Genomic DNA, 16,430 nt, shown 5'->3' with positions numbered 1-16,430 from the left:
TTACCAAACCAATTATTAACCTAAATTATGAAATTTTTACTCTTATTACTTTTGCTTTATATACCTAACGCAATTCAAGTGCCTTTCGTTTCTGGGGCACCTCTTATTAACAAATTTTAACGATAATCTATCGATTATCAATAAAAGTAATGGGTTTTCGGCTAAGTGGGTTATATATTATCTTTTGTAATGTCGCTTCTTCTTCAAAACTGATGTGTGGCGTGACACGTAGTCTGGCTCTAAAATAGTCCTTCAGTTTGCTGGCGAATTCTTCCGAACTGTCTGTTGCGAAGATGCGAATCAGTATTTCGTCCGTCCCTATTTCATTGGATGATATTTCGATCAGGTGCAGTTTGACCTCGCTGAAATGCGCTACAGCGTCGTGCATAGCAGGTGGATAAAGCGTGGTCCCCTTATACTTTATCATTTGTTGTTTTCTGCCTTCTACGGGGCCAAGTCTATCCGTTGTTCGCCCACAGGAGCAGGGTTCGCTATACTTTCTAACGAGGTCGCCTGTTTTAAAGCGCAGCAAAGGCATCGCTTCGATGCCTAATGTAGTCACCACAAGCTCGCCTAATTCGCCATCTTGTACGGGTAGGTCCTGATCATCGAGTATTTCGGTGATGATCAGCTCCGGGTGTTGATGCCCTCCCTGAAAGGCTTCACATTCCGTAAATGCGGCACTCATTTCTGTAGACGCATAGGTCGAATACAGCTGAATAGGCCATTTTTCCTGTATTTTGCTCGCCAAGAGCGTAGGTTGAAGATTAGCGGTACGTAGTGATTCGCCAATACAGATCACACCCTTGACTGATGATGCTTTATAATCAATATCATTCTCTTCGGCATATTCGATCATCTTGAGGATAAAAGAAGGCACGGCGATGAGATATTTCGGTTCGTAGCGCAGAATAGAGTCCCATTGCAATGGCGGCACGCCCGCTCCCACGCGGATGATGCCAGCACCGAGTTTTCGCAGACCGAGGAAATAAGCCATGCCGGCCATAAAACGGCGGTCAATGGTCGTCATGAGTTGTACCAGATCCCCTTCTTTTACGCCAGCACATTCGAAAGAAAGCAATTCGTTATAGGCAAGGCGATCCAGATCCTGGTCTGTTAGACCAAAGGTGACGGGGTCACCGAGCGTACCGGATGTTGTTGAATAGTCTCTAATGGCTTTTTTAGGAACGCAGAGGAAGTCATCGTTGAATAATTGCAAGTCCGTTTTTGTCGTAACGGTAACTTTTGATAGATCATCAATAGATTGAATGGTGTCAAGCTGTATGTTCTCCGCTTTAAATTTTCGCTGATAGAAAGGGGAGTTCGCCATTAAATAGGCGATCTGTTTTCTTAACAGTTCGTCTTGGAAAGCTCTAATTTCTGACTTTTCTCGGGTCTCTATTTTTGGAATCATAGTTTCTTTCTTGCTTTTTGAAGTTTTTTCTGCAGATGCTCCTTTGCTTTTTCAGAACTCACTTCTTTGCTAAGTGCAATTTCGTAATAATGGTTGGCCTTTTCCCAGTTTTGATGCTTAAAATAGTAATCCCCCAAAACTTGATGTGTTAACCAAAGGTTGGGATTAGTTTGCTCAAATCGCTGTAGCTTGTTGTCTGAGAGGTGCTGTTTTGTTTTTGCAGCTTGCTCCATTTCAGGAAGTAGTTTTTTGAACTGCTGAAAATCAGCAAAGGCTTTCGTTTTTAGAAACGGATCTGCCGAGATCTCTAGTTTTTTAATAGCCTCAATTGGCTCGTTATTTTGGAATATTTTACGTAGATCATAGGCTTCCATTGTGCCAAGTTGATAAGGATTATTCGATACCCACATCAACAGTTCGTCGGGTTTAAAGATTACGGCATGGTGGGCTAGGAGTTGGTTCAGTGCTTTTTCGTTTCCATACCCTATATCTTCATTCTTCAAGCCTGTTGCATCGCGCAATACCTTGGCGATATCTTCAGGCTGATAAATTGCTTTCTTGCTGAAAGATTGCATCAATTTATCCAGGCGATATTGGCTGTGGGAGCTGGCGATATGAGATTTGTTTCTTTTATCTTTTGTGTAAGTAGGCGATTGGAAATGGTTGGTACAGAAAAGAATATCGTTGTTAACTTCGAAAACGTCAAAGCGTTTGGGACTCATTTCAATATTGACCGCCCTGTTATCTTGCGCAGAACCAATCAATACCGATTCGGAGATGAAAACTTTAAAGCCTTTTGCAATTTGTATAGCTTCATCAATGTTTTGCGCATGTTGCAAAATGTCGCGGGCAACAATAGAGATTGGCGTTTTTCCGCGAAGGGGAATACTTGATTTACCGGCATTAAGACTGATTGTCAAGCCCTTTTCATTCATTCCTGAAACCACGCCAATCATTCCCGGCCAGGATACCGCCGCATATTTGTAACCTTCCGTAGGCGCGATGAACTCGACAATTTTGTTTTCGGCGAATGCGTCGTTCACATAGAAGTCGAAGTTCCGCCCGATCAATAGTTTGCCGTCTTCGGTTTGGCTATCCCATAGGGCGACACTGGAACAGCCAACGAGCATCAGGTCCTGCATGGCATGGCCGATATCATGTGCACCGTGTAGGAGCAAGCTTCTTTCGTATTTGCTGCCTACATAATCGTACTTATTTGCAGCATGTTTGGATAGCCCATATATCTCTTTTCGATAATTGAGGGGGATATCCTTCAGAATATCACGGTGATACCATTTTAAAAATTTCATCAGCAAGCGCTGTCGTTTTGGCTTTGGTACAAATTCTGCGACTTTCTGAAAAAAGACGTCCTCCTGATGCTGTAATAAGGGTTTGGTAATCAGTCCTTTTTTGTAACCCAGTTCAAAATCATTCCCTTGCAGGCGCAATTGCAGGTTTCCATAGGGCGAGCGACTCAATTGATCTTGGCTTTCTAGTTTAACATGAGTACTATCGAACTCTTGCTGAAATCTTGCGCTTTCTTTTTTAAGGTTTTTGACCGACCCACAAGATGAGAAGAGGAATAAGACTAGAAAAAGACAAAGTGTACTACGCATCTCGTACAGACTTTAGGAAATGATCAAAGAACTCTTCTCTTCCAAGTATCTCACCTGCAGCCATAAAGCCGCTAATTGTCACGCCAAGAATACCGTGCAAACGAACATCTTGTCCGGTCAGATATAGGTTTTTCACCTTGGTTTTTGGGGATATCATGCTCGCCAAAGGGTTCGATGCATGCTTCTCTATTCCATACATTGCCCCGCTTCGTGTCCCGATGTAGTCTCGGTAGGTAAGTGGAGTAGAAGTATATATGGATTTAATATTTTTCTGAATTTCAAAGAAGTATAATGATAATATGTCGATCATTTCTTTGGAAATTCTATTTTTAAATTCGTCGTAGCTATCGCCACGATGCGAGGGCTCCGCGACCGTATTATGCGTTTCTTTCCATTGCTCCACCTGTTTGAAATCCATATAAGTCAACAAGGAAATACTGCTTGCGAATTTTGAATTCGCGTGTTGCGGACTACAGGAGATCATGATGGATTTGGGTTTATCGCCTTTCCAATTATTTTCATAACTCAGCGCATCGTCAGGCTCATCAAAATGATAAATATTATGATTGAAATACGGAATTGTATTTTCTTTTAACACAATATGCGTTGAGAATGCTGAGGGTCCCTCTTTTAGGCTTTCTAAGCGCTTAACGTAGGGTTTCTGGTGGTTGTAGTCGTCGAATAGATTAAAGAGCTTTAAAACGCTTATATTCGAGACAAAGGTTTCCGCCTCATAAATGTAGTCTTTGGTCTCGCAACTGGTAATTCGATCCCCTTCAAAGTTCAAGTGCTCCACCTCCTGATAGGTATACAGTTTTGCTCCATGCAAGCGTAATTGCTTTGTGAAAGCTTTGCTGATCTGGCTTCCGCCACGTATGCATCTCCAAGCGCTTTGGATATAAGAATTGACGATCAATGCATGCATGTAAAAGGGTGAATCGGTGTGTAGACCATAGAGGAAGCCATTTCCCAAAAGAACGGCTTGCAATTTGTTGTTCTGTGTCAGCGATGAGATGACCTCTATACAGCTATCTCGCATCAGAGCCTCGTCATAACCAAAGCCTTCTCTAAGTTCGTACAAGGGGAATTGAGCACAATAATGCTGTACCGTTTCTATATAATTTCGAAGAGCGTTTTCTTCCTCTGGGAAGCGCTTGCTAAGTTGTAGGATGAAATTTTCGTGGCCTTGTGCCTGTGGATAGGCTAAGGGATCGTCTTTGAAACGGATGATATCAAACTGATTGCGATCCATTCTTTCAAATTGAATCTGATCTAAAACGCCTAGATATTTCCAATACTGACCTAGGTTTTCATCTTCAGCAAGCGATCCGATGTAATGCACTCCCGAGTCGAAGATTTCCCGATCACGAACGAAGGTTTGCAGATTGCCGCCGTATTGGTTGTTTTTTTCCAATATGCAGACCTTCTTTCCTGCCTTTGCAAGCAATAAGCCTGTGACTAGACCGCCCAGTCCACTTCCCATTACGACTACATCAAAACGTCTAGTTTCCTTCATTTCTAAGATATACGCGGTAATTTGTTTCTTGATGATGCAGTGAGAAATTTACAAAATCTTCGCTAATATCAGCGCAAAGAACAATGATCTTCTGTATATGTGTAGGGATTTCTAAATCAATTTGGGAAATTGCCGAGAGCAAAAGTAATTCCTGATTGTTCCACAGGTCATCCAGCTGAGCTACATATTGGATATGGAATTTATGAACAATAAAACTTGCCTTGGCGATATCGCGATGCTCTTCGTTAATATTCAAGGTTCGAAGCTTTCGTGCGGCAAATTGATGGACAAGTAGAAAGTCGACTTGGCCGAGGTCGCTAGTGATATGAGCGATCTTAGCGTTTTCCGGTATTTCTGAAAATAATTTGTAGTATAAGGATTTATGATTTTTAAAGTCAAGTTTAACTTGATTTAGAATATCGCCTTCCTTATAGAGGTAATTTAAGAATAGTTTCGCTTTGAAGTAGTTTTCATCTTCTTGCTGAAGCCTAATCTGTTTATAGGTTTCTTTGAAATAACGTGCGATGTTTTTAGCGCGTTGCGCATAGCCATGTCCGAATTGAGGATCATTAGGATCTATCGGTTCGCCTACATGTATATCGCCTAGACCATCATAAATGATGAAGTCGCCTTTTGGCAGGGCTTCAGCATTGCCATGCAGATAGACTGGTGTAATTGGCATCTGCAATTCTTCGGACAGAAAAAATGCGCCTTTATGGAATCGATGTACCTCCGAAGTCTTCGATCGCGTGCCTTCCGGGAATACGACAACAGAGAATGTATTTCCTATGCGTTCTTTCAAGCTGCCTGTTTGCCCATCGATGCCTGCTGAGGTTGGCAGAAAGCCTAAAAAGCGCACGGCACGCCCAAACACAGGCGAGTTGTACACCCAATCGTTCACTAAGTAAACAATATTGGAATGCAGCATGCCCATACTCAGGCTATCCAAGAAGGAACTATGGTTGGCGATCAATATGCTTGGAGGATTGTCCTCAATACGGTCGATATGGTATATTCTTTTCTTTACCTGATGTTTCAGGTGGAGCACGGAGGACATGTACCAGGACATCCATTTCGAGAACAGGATTTGCTTCTTCAACTTGGATATCGGTAATACCCAGAATAGCGTGCGGATAAGTACAGAAACGACCACGCTGGCAATAGCAAAATAGGAGAAAAGGAAGATGCTCTGTAATAGCAATCCCAAGTTGATCGGGGAAAGGCCTTTCTTTACTCGGTTAAAAAACAGGAATTTAAATAGTAGGGGGTAAAGTACGAATGTAACCAATACAGCAACGCTTACCCCAATAAGTGCGATTGAAGAAATGGATTTCAATGCGGGGTGCTTGGCAAATATGAGTGCTCCAATCGCCAAAATGGTAGTTAAGACGGCAAGGATGATGGAGGTTCTATAGATTGGCATTTCATCTTTACCGTTCGTATATTGTTTCTGCAGCGCACTGGTCATGAATATCGTAAAGTCGATTCCATGTCCGAATACCAAGGTGCATACGATGCTGCTGAAGATATTGAAAGGTACGTTCATAAGCCCCATAATGCCTGCAGTAATGAAACCGGTTAACGCTATTGGGATGGATGCAACGATTACTAATTCTATGCGCTTGTAAAATAGGAATAGAATGAGGATAACCGCTAGGAAGGAGTAGCTCACCAAGCTGTTGAAATCGTTGATGAGGTAGCCCAGATATTGCTCATTGAGTGCTTGCCTGTCAATAATGATGCTGTTTTTGCCTTTATTGTTTTCTTCAAAGCTTTTAACAAATTGATCTCGATCTTCAGGGGATAATGAAATCAGTGTGGAAATAATGAACTGACTACTATCGCCATGAACGAATTCGCGGTAGAATTGTGGATCGAAGTCTTCGATGTCCTGTAAACTGATGCTGCTGTACTCGCGATTTAATGCTTCATAAAAAGGCTGATGTGTTTGTTCTACGAAGCCCTTCGCCAGGCTTGCCTGCTCGATTTCATCGATTGCTGCCTGTTTTCTGCTACTTGTCCAGAAGGCATTCCATCGTTTTATGGCATCTTGCTGGGCCTCTAGGCTTGGCACAAGGCTGTTAATGGATTGGACGCTATTGATGCGCTTGTCTTGCTGAAGTTGGCTTAGCTGCGCTTGGCTGTTCGCTAATACCGCTGCTTCTTGATCTCCATAACTAACGATAAAGAGGTTTTTCAAGATTTCTTGTCCTTGATTGAGTGCTTTTTCCGCTTCCTGCTGATCTTTCGGGATATAGTTTATCTTAGAGAGGTCACCGTCAAAGCTCACTCTATGATAAGTGAAAAGGCTAATGATGATGAGGAGGAGCGAGAAACCAATCAGTAGCTTATTCTTTTCAAAGGGATACTGCGCGACACGATCGATCATGTGTGCATGCTTTATCTCCTTTCCTCGGTAGACATGAGGTAGGATAATGAGTGTAAATAGGGCGGTGGCTACCACGGCAATACTGGCAAATATGCCTAAATCCATCAATGCTTCCGAGCGAACAAATAGCAGACACAGGAAGGCAATAGCGGTGGTTGAGCTGCTCATCAATAATGGGCGCGAGACATCTCGAAAGAGCTCTTTCTGGCTGGAACTGCTTTTGGAATGCGTAAGGAAGTGTAAGGCATAATCGATCGTTATACCAATTAGAATGGCTGAGATGGACAATGATATCGCTGAGATCTCTGATCGTATGAAATAGAGGCAAATAATCCCTAGTAGTCCACCAAAGACCGAGGGAATCATCACAATCAGTGGCACGAACCAGTTTCTATAGTAGAAGATCAGCATTAGCATCAGCAGGCTGACAGAAATGGCTACCGTCGTTAGGATATCGTGTTTTATTTGTTTCGCATTGGCTACGGCGATAAATGCGGCTCCGAAATAGGAAGTCTCGACGGCTTTAAATTCATTATTCAACGCATGTTGTATACTGCGCAGGCTGTCTACAAATACTTCATTATTCTTTGTTTCAGCACCTCCAAACTTCGGGTTAATGAACAGAAAGAGTTTGGACTTGTCTTTGGAGAACAGGAAGCCGTCTTCAAAAACATAGTCTGTGCCACCTTGAAATTGCTGCAGTTTTTTTAACGCAAGAAAGGATATTTGCAGCGGGTCTTTAACGATGATATCTTTCATAAATGCAGCCCCACTGCCCATTAGGGTAGTATAGTTCTGGTCTATCTGGTTTCGGATGCTGTCTTTCTGCAGTTTCTGCGAAATAGCAGCATAGTCTGTTTCGTCAAGATACAGCGGTAAGTGCGTGTACACGAGATCAAAGGAGCGATCGAATAAATCCTCATCGAGGGTTCCCTGGATGTTGTTGTAATATTGCTCGTAATTGACTACGCTGTCTAGAAAAGCTTGTGCGGCATCTTTTAGGTCATCATCCGTAGCTTCTGCATTTTTACTGAAGATGACGGAGATTTTATCCGTAAAGGACATCTGCTGTATGATGTTGGTTGCAGTCGCCTGTGAATCATCAATAGGAATCACTTTATTGATATCCTCATTGAATCGGATGTTTTTAATAACCATTACAGAAGCAATCAGGAACAACATTGCACTAAGCAATGCGATCTTTGGGTGCTTTTGGATGAGTTTATAAATGGAATAAAAACTATTCGACATGCTTCTTTGCTTTCCTGCTGGCGGATTTAAGGATCAAGTAAAATATCAAGCCTATGCTGATGGAAGCAAAAATAGCTAAAAGAAAGCTCCCGAGCACATATTGTAACAGATGAATTTTGATAGCCTCCATATTGATATGGTCGAAATCAAGATGAATAGGCTGGTCTGAGGGAACTAGGAAGCCGCCAATCTGCAGGGCTAGAAACACGATGACCGGAATAAATGGCGGAATACTAATGTTGGAGCCTAGAAATGCTAAAGCCTTGTTCCATCGTAAGGCAACCGCAATACTGATACAGAGGACAGTTTGAAAGCCCCAAGCCGGGATGATCCCAATGAATACACCCATCGCAAGCGACATGGCTTTGACTTCATTGCTGTCCTGGGTTTGCAGGATATCTTCCTTTAAGAATTTGCTAAAGCTTTTTTTTTTTAGCTTTCGAAAGAAATTACGTGGTTTGATATAAAGTAAAGTGATTACTACGAGTACCGTATTGAGGATGGAGATCCTGGTGAAATCCTGGAAGGGCCTAAAGTGAGAAACCCGCTCGGCAGGGTCGTAAAGTACTTTTACAGGGATATTTTTTACCAATACATCGTTCCAAGCTGTTCGAACGATAATTTCTATTTCGAATTCGAACTTGTTGGTATAAAGCTTTTTCGGAAGATGCTTGAGCGGATACATACGATATCCGGATTGAGTATCTTCCAATCGGATTCCTGTTTCAAACCAGAACCAGAAGTTCGAGAAACGGTTTCCAAAACTGCTTTTTCCGGGGATACCGGCTTGTTGCATGTCGCGGTTTCCGATCAGTAGGACCGGCTCGCTGTGTTTAGACAGTTCTTCAAGAAATACAGGGATATCATCTGGATAATGCTGGCCGTCAGAATCGATCGTTATTGCGTAATCAAAACCATCTTCCAGAGCGCGCTTAAAGCCTGCCTGTAGGGCCTTGCCTTTTCCTCGGTTCTCGGGTTGATTGATGATTACGATTTGATCATATTGGGAGAGGATATTCGCCGTAGCATCTGTACTGCCATCATTAACGACATATACATCTGTAATATACTGCAATACAGCATCGACGACCCTTTGCAGCGTCTTAGCGTTGTTGTAGGTCGGAATAATGACACAAACACGTTGATTAATGGCCAAGCTTTCCAACATAATTAAGCCGTTAATAACGCTGATATCTTGATCGCTAGCGTATCACCGAAATAGGCTGTGCCGCTGATTTTGTATGAGGACGATTCCGATTTAATGGCTAAATTTATCTGTAGCTCCGGATCTGTGAAAGGATTGATTAATGCCGTGAATTTCACATTTTTGCAAGAACTGATCTTTAGTGACTTATTAGTAGCAGTCTCGGTTAATTCCTTGCATATCTGCAACATACAGACACCTGGTGTTACCGGGTTATCAGGGAAGTGTCCCTGAAAGATCGGGTGCTGTGCGTTCAGTTTTATCTGAGCATCGACTTGCGTCTCAGTGAGATTGCTTTGCAATACGGTATAAAAATCAGGGATCAGCATATATGTCAAATGTTTTTAGTCGGTAGACAAAATTACAATTTAAACTCGCTATCGCTAATACTGCTGTTAAATTTCTTGTTTTTAAGCTTGAATAGTGTATAATCATTCGATTTCTCTACAATCTTGATTTCAGATACGGTATATTCATTATTGTTAAAGGTTAGCTCCACCTGCTTAATAAACCTTGCCATGTCTTTGTTCTTGGGTGTTAAGATTGCTAGCTTCTCTGTTCCATTCTTCAAATAGTTGATGTTGAAGTTCGTTTCATCGAAGACATTGCCGGTATTCGTCTCCGTCATTAAGCTTTGCAATTGACGAAACCTGCGGTTCTTGTTTAAGTCTATGGTCGATTTCTTGCCCTTTTCATCTTTCATGTAAAGTTTATCCTGATCAAAAAGCATCGCATTCTGCTGTGGGGCATCATAGCGCCAAAGTAGCTTTTTACCCTTCAGTCTGAAAATACCTGTAGAATTCACCGGGTTCTTGAGCACAGAAACATATTTACTGGCTTCGAAATTAGCGGTGATACTTGTAATCTTTTGCGATTGCTTCTCTACATTGCTCTTGAAGGTTGCAGCCTCTGCAGTGCTCATCTTTGTTTGAGCAAAACTCGAAACTGTGGTCAACAAGAATGATATAATAAATAGTCCTTTCAACTTACCCATTTCTTTCTATTTTTAGTAATCTATCCACTGGTATAGATTGTAAATTCATCTCCTTCATTTTAATCAACAACTGTTCCAGCACACGAACAGTACGCTCCGAGGTATCATGCAGAAGCACAATATCACCAGCCTTTAAACGCGGTACGATGCGGTTCAGTATTCTTTTTTCATCTTTGATCACCGTATCGAGCGAGCGAATACTCCATCCAATAATCTGTTTGTTGCTCGCTTTGCAGGCTTTAATTACATTCGGATTAGTCACTCCGAAGGGAGGGCGATACATCGGCGTTGTGTACTTGGTAGCTTTTGCTAAAGCCTCATCAGCGAGCTGAATCTCAGTTATCATTTCTCCTACATTAGAGAAAGCAATATCTTTTCGATGCGTAAAGCTGTGATTTCCTATGCTATGTCCGCTTTCTATAATTTTGTTTGCAATCTCAGGATACTTTAATACCTGCTGACCAATGCAAAAGAAAGTAGCTTTCATGTCGTATTGATCCAGTAAATCAAGCACCTGATTGGTATAAGGGCAGGGGCCATCGTCGAATGTCAGAGAGACTTCTTTTGCGCTTTTTCTGTTCGCTTTGAAGTGAGTTTTCCCGAAATACCCTAAACGAATATCAAAAACTCCCCATGCGGTTAATCCTAACCCGATCAACGCAATAAGTACAAACCAGTATATGCTCCAATAATCATATAAGTAGCCAATTGCAGCAACGAAACTAGCAATGACAATGATTATTCGAATGTACTGATGTTTTAACATGATTGAATAAGCACTAAGCTATGATCAACTCCTCGCGATTGATTTATTAATAAGATTGTTTCAAGCTGCTTAGGTTTAATATCATTGTAGATGATATTGGTTGGTGCTTCCTGATTTTTTAGGACTTCAGCAGCGAGTTTTAAGCCATATGCCGATGACGTAAAGAAGGTACCCGATAGATGCTGGTAATAGGCATGCGCGATTTCCGGAAATAGCGATGCATATTCTTCAAAGTGCCTTTGGTCTTGACTGTCTGCATTATAGCCAAGAAAAACAAGGTCTATCTCATTTAAGTTGAGCTTATTCCTTTTTAGAAATCCTTCAACTTCCAATTGAATGGTTTGCTGAGGTCGATTGAAATAATGCACATCAATCAATCGAGCATAGGATTCCTTATTTCTTTTATTCGATAGGACGAAAAAGTTAGCACCCTCAGCTAAACATGCGCCGGGACTGCTGGGGTTTCTGAAATCTATCGATGTATCGTGTGCCTTATATAACCCGGAAAGCTGGAATAAGCGATCAAATTGAGTTGAGGTCTCATCAATACCACCTACAAGCGCCGAGTCGGCATTGCAGCTTGTTATCTGAATCATGGCATCCAACAGGGCCGCTTCGAAAGAGTTCGCTCCATTTACATAAGTAAAGTTATAGGCTTTACAGCCTAATTGCAATGCAATCTGTGCCGCGACGGTATTATGTGTCGATTGTATAAAGGAAGTCGGTGTAAGATATTCTTCATCATTTTCAATCATGGCCTCTAAGAATTTCTCAGAGTCTTGAAGGCATCCTAGGCCGGTGCCTGTGATAATGGCATCCAAGTTTTCCACCTGAGCATCCTGCATGGCTTGATGCGAGGCGTAAATCCCCATCTTTACAGATGTCGACATTCGCCTTAATGCTGCAGCGGGAATCAGTTCCTTGTAGGAGGGATGTATCGCTTTGTTTGTGGGCTTAAGGACACATGGCTCATCATTCCGCACATTAAAATCTAATGACTGTATGCCTACTGATCCTAAACCGTTAATATAACATTTCATTGTTAACTCTTTGAGAAGATGAGTGTTGAACAGTTTCCGCCAAAGCCGAAGGAGTTAGATAGAACGTGATGGATCTCTTTGTGAATAAGCTCTGTTGCAGGCACTAGATCAAATTCTTCTATCTTTGTTTGAAAGTTCAGCGTCGGGAAAACGACGTTTGCTCGCAGCGCCAGTATGCTGTATACAGCCTCAATCGCTGCTGCTGCCGCTAAGGTATGACCGGTAAAAGATTTTGTAGAACTAAAATCCGGAACTGATTCAAATATCCTTTGCAATGCTCTTCCTTCTGAAAGGTCGTTATTAGTAGTAGCAGTACCATGAACATTAATATAATCAATGTCCTTTGGCTGTAAGCTTGCTTTCTTCAACGCTTTCAGGATAGCTAGGTATGCACCTTCGCCCGTTTCGGAAGAAGCCGTTTGATGGTAAGCATCATTTGCATTGCCATAACCACTGAGGAAAGCTAATACCTGCTTATTTTCTTTTTGTACTTGATCTTCGGATTCCAGAACCAAATATGCCGCTGCCTCTCCGAGATTTAAACCTTTACGATTTTGATCAAAAGGGGCATTATCTCTGTCCGAAAGGATCATCAAACTATTAAAACCGTTGATTGTAAATTTACTCAGTGCATCCGTTCCACCGACGATTACGCGGTCTAGCCGACCGGTTTCAATCAGTGATGAACCTAACATAATCGCATTTGCAGCGGAAGAACAAGCTGTGGATATCCCACTGACCATTCCCCGGATTCCCAAGTAATCGGCGATTTTGTTTGTGCTATCACCAACGTTATGGCTGTTGATGAATTTCTGCAGGGCAGGTTGTTCCTGAAAGTCTTTAAAGTATTTTTCAGTTGTGTCCATGCCGGCTACACTTGTTGCGGATATTAGACCTGTTCTGACCGAATTTATCTCTGATATCCCCGCATCCACTATAGCCTGTTTTGCCGCATAGGCACCTAGTAGACTGGTTCTTGTAAAACTAAGATCGATTGGGAGATTTAAACGCTCCTGAAATTCCTCATTGCTAACTTTTATTTCTCCAACCTTAATATGAGCGGCATGTTTCGAATGAAAGTTCTCTAAATAAGAGATGCCGGTTCGCCTGTCCATCAACGATTGGAAGTTCTCATCGACAGAAAGACCTATCGACGAAACAATTCCCATTCCCGTTACAGCGACTCCGATCGGCATTCTTATTATTTCGTGCGGTTTTGTTCTACGAAAGCAGCAAGCGTATTGATCGAGGCAAAGATCTCCTTACCTTGCTTAGGATCAGCAAGCTTGATACCATATTGCTTATCTAAGAGTACGATTAGTTCTAGCGCGTCTATGGAGTCTAAGCCAAGCCCGTCTCCGAATAAGGCGTCGTCATCTTGAATGTCCGCCACACTAATATCTTCCAGATTTAACACCTCAATTATCTGTTGTTTTAACAGATCCTTTAATTCCGTCATTATTATTATTTATTTATAATCTGATCTATGTTTTCTATGTTATGTTCTAAGATTCCCTCAAGTTCAACCAAATAGAAGTTGGCCTGATAGTCTCCATTTATCATCTTTAACCATCCGCAAAGCACTTTCTTGGCTTTGCCGCTATTGATCAACAGCTCGCAGTACGGTGCGATGTAGTCCGATTGATAACTGTCGGCAAGCAAAAACATGCTTTCCGATTTCAACTGATGTCGAATACTTACTTCTCCGATACTGATGTTCGGAAGTGTATAAACGAACACCGCCGGGCTAGGGTAGAAGCTATCTACGTCGCTGATCAGCTTCTGATGTTGCATATCGGAGTCTAAGCTGCCTTCCTTATTGCTGAATATTAATGCAATATCCTTTTCTTGAATGTCTTTTAATGCTATTTCAGATGCTAAGAAGGCTAATTTACATAAATTATCCATCTTGTAAAACTTCGGATAATTAATCCCTAAGCGCTGATAAAGTTCTTTCGCGAAGTCCTTAAAATCTGTCTGCTGTCCCTCGAAAAAGACATTGTCGTTCCAAAGAACCCTGTTATTGCGGATAGCTATATGTTGACTGATTTTCTGCATCCTTAATCTTTTGAGAGCACTAAGGCCGTATTTGTTCCTCCAAATCCGGAAGCCGTCTTTAAAGCGACCTGAATAGTACCCTTACGTTCAGTTTTCAAAACTTCTATAGATTGTGAGGTGCCCAATTCTTCAAATCCTTTGCTGGGTAATAAAACATTTCTTCGCATGCATTCTACTAAAAGCACACATTCCAAAAGCCCTGAAGCACCTAACGTATGCCCATAATTCCCTTTATAGCTCGCGAGCGGAACGGTGGACAAGCCCGCGCGATTGAACGCTATGGCTTCCATTTCATCATTATAGATCGTTGCGGTGCCATGTCCCACGATATAATCCATATTTTCAGCGGTAAATTTCGCCTCTTCCAAGGCTTTCTGAATGCTTAGAAATAAACCTTCGCCGGTTCTGGAAGGTCCCGAAATATGGTTCGCATCGTTTATATTCGCATCTCCTGCAATTCTTATGCTATCTGCTCGCTTTTCTGTCGAAATGTAACAGGCAACGGCCGCCTCACCTAAAGTAACACCAGCCCTCTTTTGGTCATACGGCCGACAGGCCTCCGAACTTACTGCTTGAAAAGAATTGAACCCTGATTGTACAAAAGCGGAAACCTCGTCAAACGCAACAACATACACATCATCAAATAGCCCCATTTGTAAATAGCGTTTGGCTATCGAAATAGCCATTAAGCCCGAAACACAGGCGTTGCTCACAACCATAGGCTCCTTTTCGAAACCAAAATAGCTTGCAATATTTTTCGCTAAGGTCGGGATATCAGCAGCATCAGAATTATGTTGCGCTAAGGCCTCAACATTGCCTTTTGTAGTCGAGATGATTAATAAACTGTTCGCTAAAGATTTTTTGTGTTCAATTAAGGGGAAAATGGCTGCAGTAGCCAACTTTTCTATTCTTGAAGCTCCGCTTGGCAAGTCGAGACGATCAAATAAATTAACAATTTGATCCTCATCAATGGATGAAACAAAAACCTCTTCGAGGATGCCGTTCAACTTACGCTGCTGAATGCCGGTCGTTCCATTTCGTACAGCTTCGAAGTTTTCATCCGTCGTAAGGCCCAGCGGACTTATGATATTGGATCCTTGAATGTAGGCTTGTATCATAACATCCCCACTTTCTTTTTCCATTCTTCTAAAAAAGGAGGGATAGACAAAATGAGGTTGTTTTCAAAATCTGTAAATACCTGAACGGTTTCTCCGGTACATACTAACTCATCCTGGGCATTATAGATTTCAAAGTTGAAGATCATTTTTGCGGCCGCGCAATCGACATAAGTTGTTATGATATAGGCATCATCCGCATAGCGAAGCGGCCTTTTATGTTCGCTAAGAACTTTAACGATAGGGGTAGCATATCCGTTTTGCTGAATATCCTTATAGGATATTCCATAATGCCTGCCGAATGCCTCTCTACCGTCTTCGAAATAGCCGATATAGTTGCCATGCCATACAATACCCAAGGCATCAGTTTCGTTAAACTTAACTTTGAAGTATTCGGTATGCTGTAAAATCTTATCGGTCTTAAATCGTTCTTTTCGTCTATTCATAGCTTGATATTGGCGCTCGCCAGTATGCATTACAAAAGTAGCTAATCCATTTAGCTTTTTCTGAGAAGAAAATTATTTTGCCACGACAGTCTTCATCTGTCCTGTCGCAATAATGGTCTGTTCCACTTTGCTTGTTATCTCTACAAGGGTAACACCTGAGAATTCCTGCAATACGGTTACCTCTGACCTGATTTGCTGATTTACTTTGGGACATTGATAAATCTCCAAATTGCTGATGCTCCCAATATAACCGATAGGCGCTTGTTCCTCACGTAGGTAATAACCAAAACCAGTATGCAAGGCGACAGATTGCGCCATATGTTCTATTAATCCGCTTTCCTGAAGGATTTCGTTTTTTACAAAGATATGGTCAGGGGCAACGGTAAATGTCGCTAAAATACCGTTCACATGGTAATCCAGCAAGCCATCAACCATCACCATAGGCGGACGCTGAGGTATGCATTGGTAAATGATACTTTGGTCATCTATGGGAAATTCAAGCTTCTGATCCATGTATTCTATGTTATTTAGCTCGCTAAAATAGCAAAATCAAAGTTAATAGTGCGGTTTCGTTCGTTTGGCGGCGCTCGCCAGCGAACTGTACCACCCTAAATACTTTGA

General features: G+C 41.9%; 15 protein-coding genes. All 15 read right to left on the bottom strand.

Annotation, left to right across the window (positions count from 1 at the left end):
- Positions 1–127: 127 nt before the first annotated feature.
- The 15 genes from QYC40_RS10110 to QYC40_RS10040 all read right to left on the bottom strand — a co-directional run bounded on the left by QYC40_RS10110 (position 128) and on the right by QYC40_RS10040 (position 16,322).
- Positions 128–1,414 carry a phenylacetate--CoA ligase family protein gene (locus QYC40_RS10110; protein ID WP_301990133.1) on the bottom strand — a complete coding sequence of 429 codons (1,287 nt, stop codon included), beginning with the start codon at positions 1,412–1,414 and terminating at the stop codon, positions 128–130.
- The gene (locus QYC40_RS10105; protein ID WP_301990132.1) at positions 1,411–3,030 is read right to left on the bottom strand and encodes a C45 family autoproteolytic acyltransferase/hydolase; all 1,620 of its coding nucleotides are present in this window, start codon (positions 3,028–3,030) and stop codon (positions 1,411–1,413) included. Before QYC40_RS10105 ends, QYC40_RS10110 begins: the two co-directional genes overlap by 4 nt.
- On the bottom strand, positions 3,023–4,546 hold the full coding sequence (locus QYC40_RS10100; RefSeq protein ID WP_301990131.1) for an NAD(P)/FAD-dependent oxidoreductase: 1,524 nt from the start codon (positions 4,544–4,546) through the stop codon (positions 3,023–3,025). Before QYC40_RS10100 ends, QYC40_RS10105 begins: the two co-directional genes overlap by 8 nt.
- On the bottom strand, positions 4,533–8,186 hold the full coding sequence (locus tag QYC40_RS10095) for a 1-acyl-sn-glycerol-3-phosphate acyltransferase (RefSeq protein ID WP_301990130.1): 3,654 nt from the start codon (positions 8,184–8,186) through the stop codon (positions 4,533–4,535). Before QYC40_RS10095 ends, QYC40_RS10100 begins: the two co-directional genes overlap by 14 nt.
- Positions 8,176–9,354 carry a DUF2062 domain-containing protein gene (locus tag QYC40_RS10090; RefSeq protein WP_301990129.1) on the bottom strand — a complete coding sequence of 393 codons (1,179 nt, stop codon included), beginning with the start codon at positions 9,352–9,354 and terminating at the stop codon, positions 8,176–8,178. Before QYC40_RS10090 ends, QYC40_RS10095 begins: the two co-directional genes overlap by 11 nt.
- A gap of 2 nt (positions 9,355–9,356) precedes the next feature.
- Positions 9,357–9,719, bottom strand: a complete 363-nt coding sequence (locus QYC40_RS10085; RefSeq protein ID WP_301990128.1) for a hypothetical protein — start codon at positions 9,717–9,719, stop codon at positions 9,357–9,359.
- 32 nt (positions 9,720–9,751) lie between these two features.
- A complete protein-coding gene (locus QYC40_RS10080) occupies positions 9,752–10,384 on the bottom strand; it encodes an outer membrane lipoprotein carrier protein LolA (protein ID WP_301990127.1) in 633 nt (210 codons plus the stop codon).
- The gene (locus QYC40_RS10075; RefSeq protein ID WP_301990126.1) at positions 10,377–11,150 is read right to left on the bottom strand and encodes a polysaccharide deacetylase family protein; all 774 of its coding nucleotides are present in this window, start codon (positions 11,148–11,150) and stop codon (positions 10,377–10,379) included. Before QYC40_RS10075 ends, QYC40_RS10080 begins: the two co-directional genes overlap by 8 nt.
- Positions 11,144–12,190 carry a beta-ketoacyl synthase N-terminal-like domain-containing protein gene (locus tag QYC40_RS10070; protein WP_301990125.1) on the bottom strand — a complete coding sequence of 349 codons (1,047 nt, stop codon included), beginning with the start codon at positions 12,188–12,190 and terminating at the stop codon, positions 11,144–11,146. Before QYC40_RS10070 ends, QYC40_RS10075 begins: the two co-directional genes overlap by 7 nt.
- A gap of 2 nt (positions 12,191–12,192) precedes the next feature.
- Positions 12,193–13,386: a beta-ketoacyl-[acyl-carrier-protein] synthase family protein gene (locus QYC40_RS10065; protein ID WP_301990124.1), complete on the bottom strand. Its 1,194-nt coding sequence runs from the start codon at positions 13,384–13,386 to the stop codon at positions 12,193–12,195.
- Positions 13,387–13,391: 5 nt separating this feature from the next.
- Positions 13,392–13,649, bottom strand: a complete 258-nt coding sequence (locus QYC40_RS10060) for a phosphopantetheine-binding protein (protein WP_301990123.1) — start codon at positions 13,647–13,649, stop codon at positions 13,392–13,394.
- Positions 13,650–13,654: 5 nt separating this feature from the next.
- Positions 13,655–14,248 carry a hypothetical protein gene (locus QYC40_RS10055; RefSeq protein ID WP_301990122.1) on the bottom strand — a complete coding sequence of 198 codons (594 nt, stop codon included), beginning with the start codon at positions 14,246–14,248 and terminating at the stop codon, positions 13,655–13,657.
- A 2-nt stretch (positions 14,249–14,250) separates the two neighbouring features.
- A complete protein-coding gene (locus QYC40_RS10050; protein ID WP_301990121.1) occupies positions 14,251–15,366 on the bottom strand; it encodes a beta-ketoacyl synthase N-terminal-like domain-containing protein in 1,116 nt (371 codons plus the stop codon).
- On the bottom strand, positions 15,363–15,809 hold the full coding sequence (locus QYC40_RS10045) for a thioesterase family protein (protein WP_301990120.1): 447 nt from the start codon (positions 15,807–15,809) through the stop codon (positions 15,363–15,365). The genes QYC40_RS10050 and QYC40_RS10045 overlap by 4 nt, the downstream gene beginning before the upstream one ends.
- 72 nt (positions 15,810–15,881) lie before the next feature.
- Positions 15,882–16,322, bottom strand: a complete 441-nt coding sequence (locus QYC40_RS10040; RefSeq protein WP_301990119.1) for a hypothetical protein — start codon at positions 16,320–16,322, stop codon at positions 15,882–15,884.
- Positions 16,323–16,430 lie beyond the last annotated feature (108 nt).

The organism is Sphingobacterium sp. BN32 (genome assembly GCF_030503615.1).
Lineage (GTDB): Bacteria > Bacteroidota > Bacteroidia > Sphingobacteriales > Sphingobacteriaceae > Sphingobacterium.
Note: the sequence above shows the minus strand (reverse complement) of the source record. Positions and strands in the feature narration are given on the sequence as shown.

Bases quoted from the DNA above. Each gene is read 5' to 3' on its own strand.
- QYC40_RS10060 (WP_301990123.1), bottom strand. From the start codon at position 13,649: ATGACGGAATTAAAGGATCTGTTAAAACAACAGATAATTGAGGTGTTA.
- QYC40_RS10080 (WP_301990127.1), bottom strand. From the start codon at position 10,384: ATGGGTAAGTTGAAAGGACTATTTATTATATCATTCTTGTTGACCACA.
- QYC40_RS10110 (WP_301990133.1), bottom strand. From the start codon at position 1,414: ATGATTCCAAAAATAGAGACCCGAGAAAAGTCAGAAATTAGAGCTTTC.
- QYC40_RS10050 (WP_301990121.1), bottom strand. From the start codon at position 15,366: ATGATACAAGCCTACATTCAAGGATCCAATATCATAAGTCCGCTGGGC.
- QYC40_RS10090 (WP_301990129.1), bottom strand. From the start codon at position 9,354: ATGTTGGAAAGCTTGGCCATTAATCAACGTGTTTGTGTCATTATTCCG.
- QYC40_RS10065 (WP_301990124.1), bottom strand. From the start codon at position 13,386: ATGCCGATCGGAGTCGCTGTAACGGGAATGGGAATTGTTTCGTCGATA.
- QYC40_RS10040 (WP_301990119.1), bottom strand. From the start codon at position 16,322: ATGGATCAGAAGCTTGAATTTCCCATAGATGACCAAAGTATCATTTAC.
- QYC40_RS10075 (WP_301990126.1), bottom strand. From the start codon at position 11,150: ATGTTAAAACATCAGTACATTCGAATAATCATTGTCATTGCTAGTTTC.
- QYC40_RS10070 (WP_301990125.1), bottom strand. From the start codon at position 12,190: ATGAAATGTTATATTAACGGTTTAGGATCAGTAGGCATACAGTCATTA.
- QYC40_RS10045 (WP_301990120.1), bottom strand. From the start codon at position 15,809: ATGAATAGACGAAAAGAACGATTTAAGACCGATAAGATTTTACAGCAT.
- QYC40_RS10095 (WP_301990130.1), bottom strand. From the start codon at position 8,186: ATGTCGAATAGTTTTTATTCCATTTATAAACTCATCCAAAAGCACCCA.
- QYC40_RS10105 (WP_301990132.1), bottom strand. From the start codon at position 3,030: ATGCGTAGTACACTTTGTCTTTTTCTAGTCTTATTCCTCTTCTCATCT.
- QYC40_RS10085 (WP_301990128.1), bottom strand. From the start codon at position 9,719: ATGCTGATCCCTGATTTTTATACCGTATTGCAAAGCAATCTCACTGAG.
- QYC40_RS10100 (WP_301990131.1), bottom strand. From the start codon at position 4,546: ATGAAGGAAACTAGACGTTTTGATGTAGTCGTAATGGGAAGTGGACTG.
- QYC40_RS10055 (WP_301990122.1), bottom strand. From the start codon at position 14,248: ATGCAGAAAATCAGTCAACATATAGCTATCCGCAATAACAGGGTTCTT.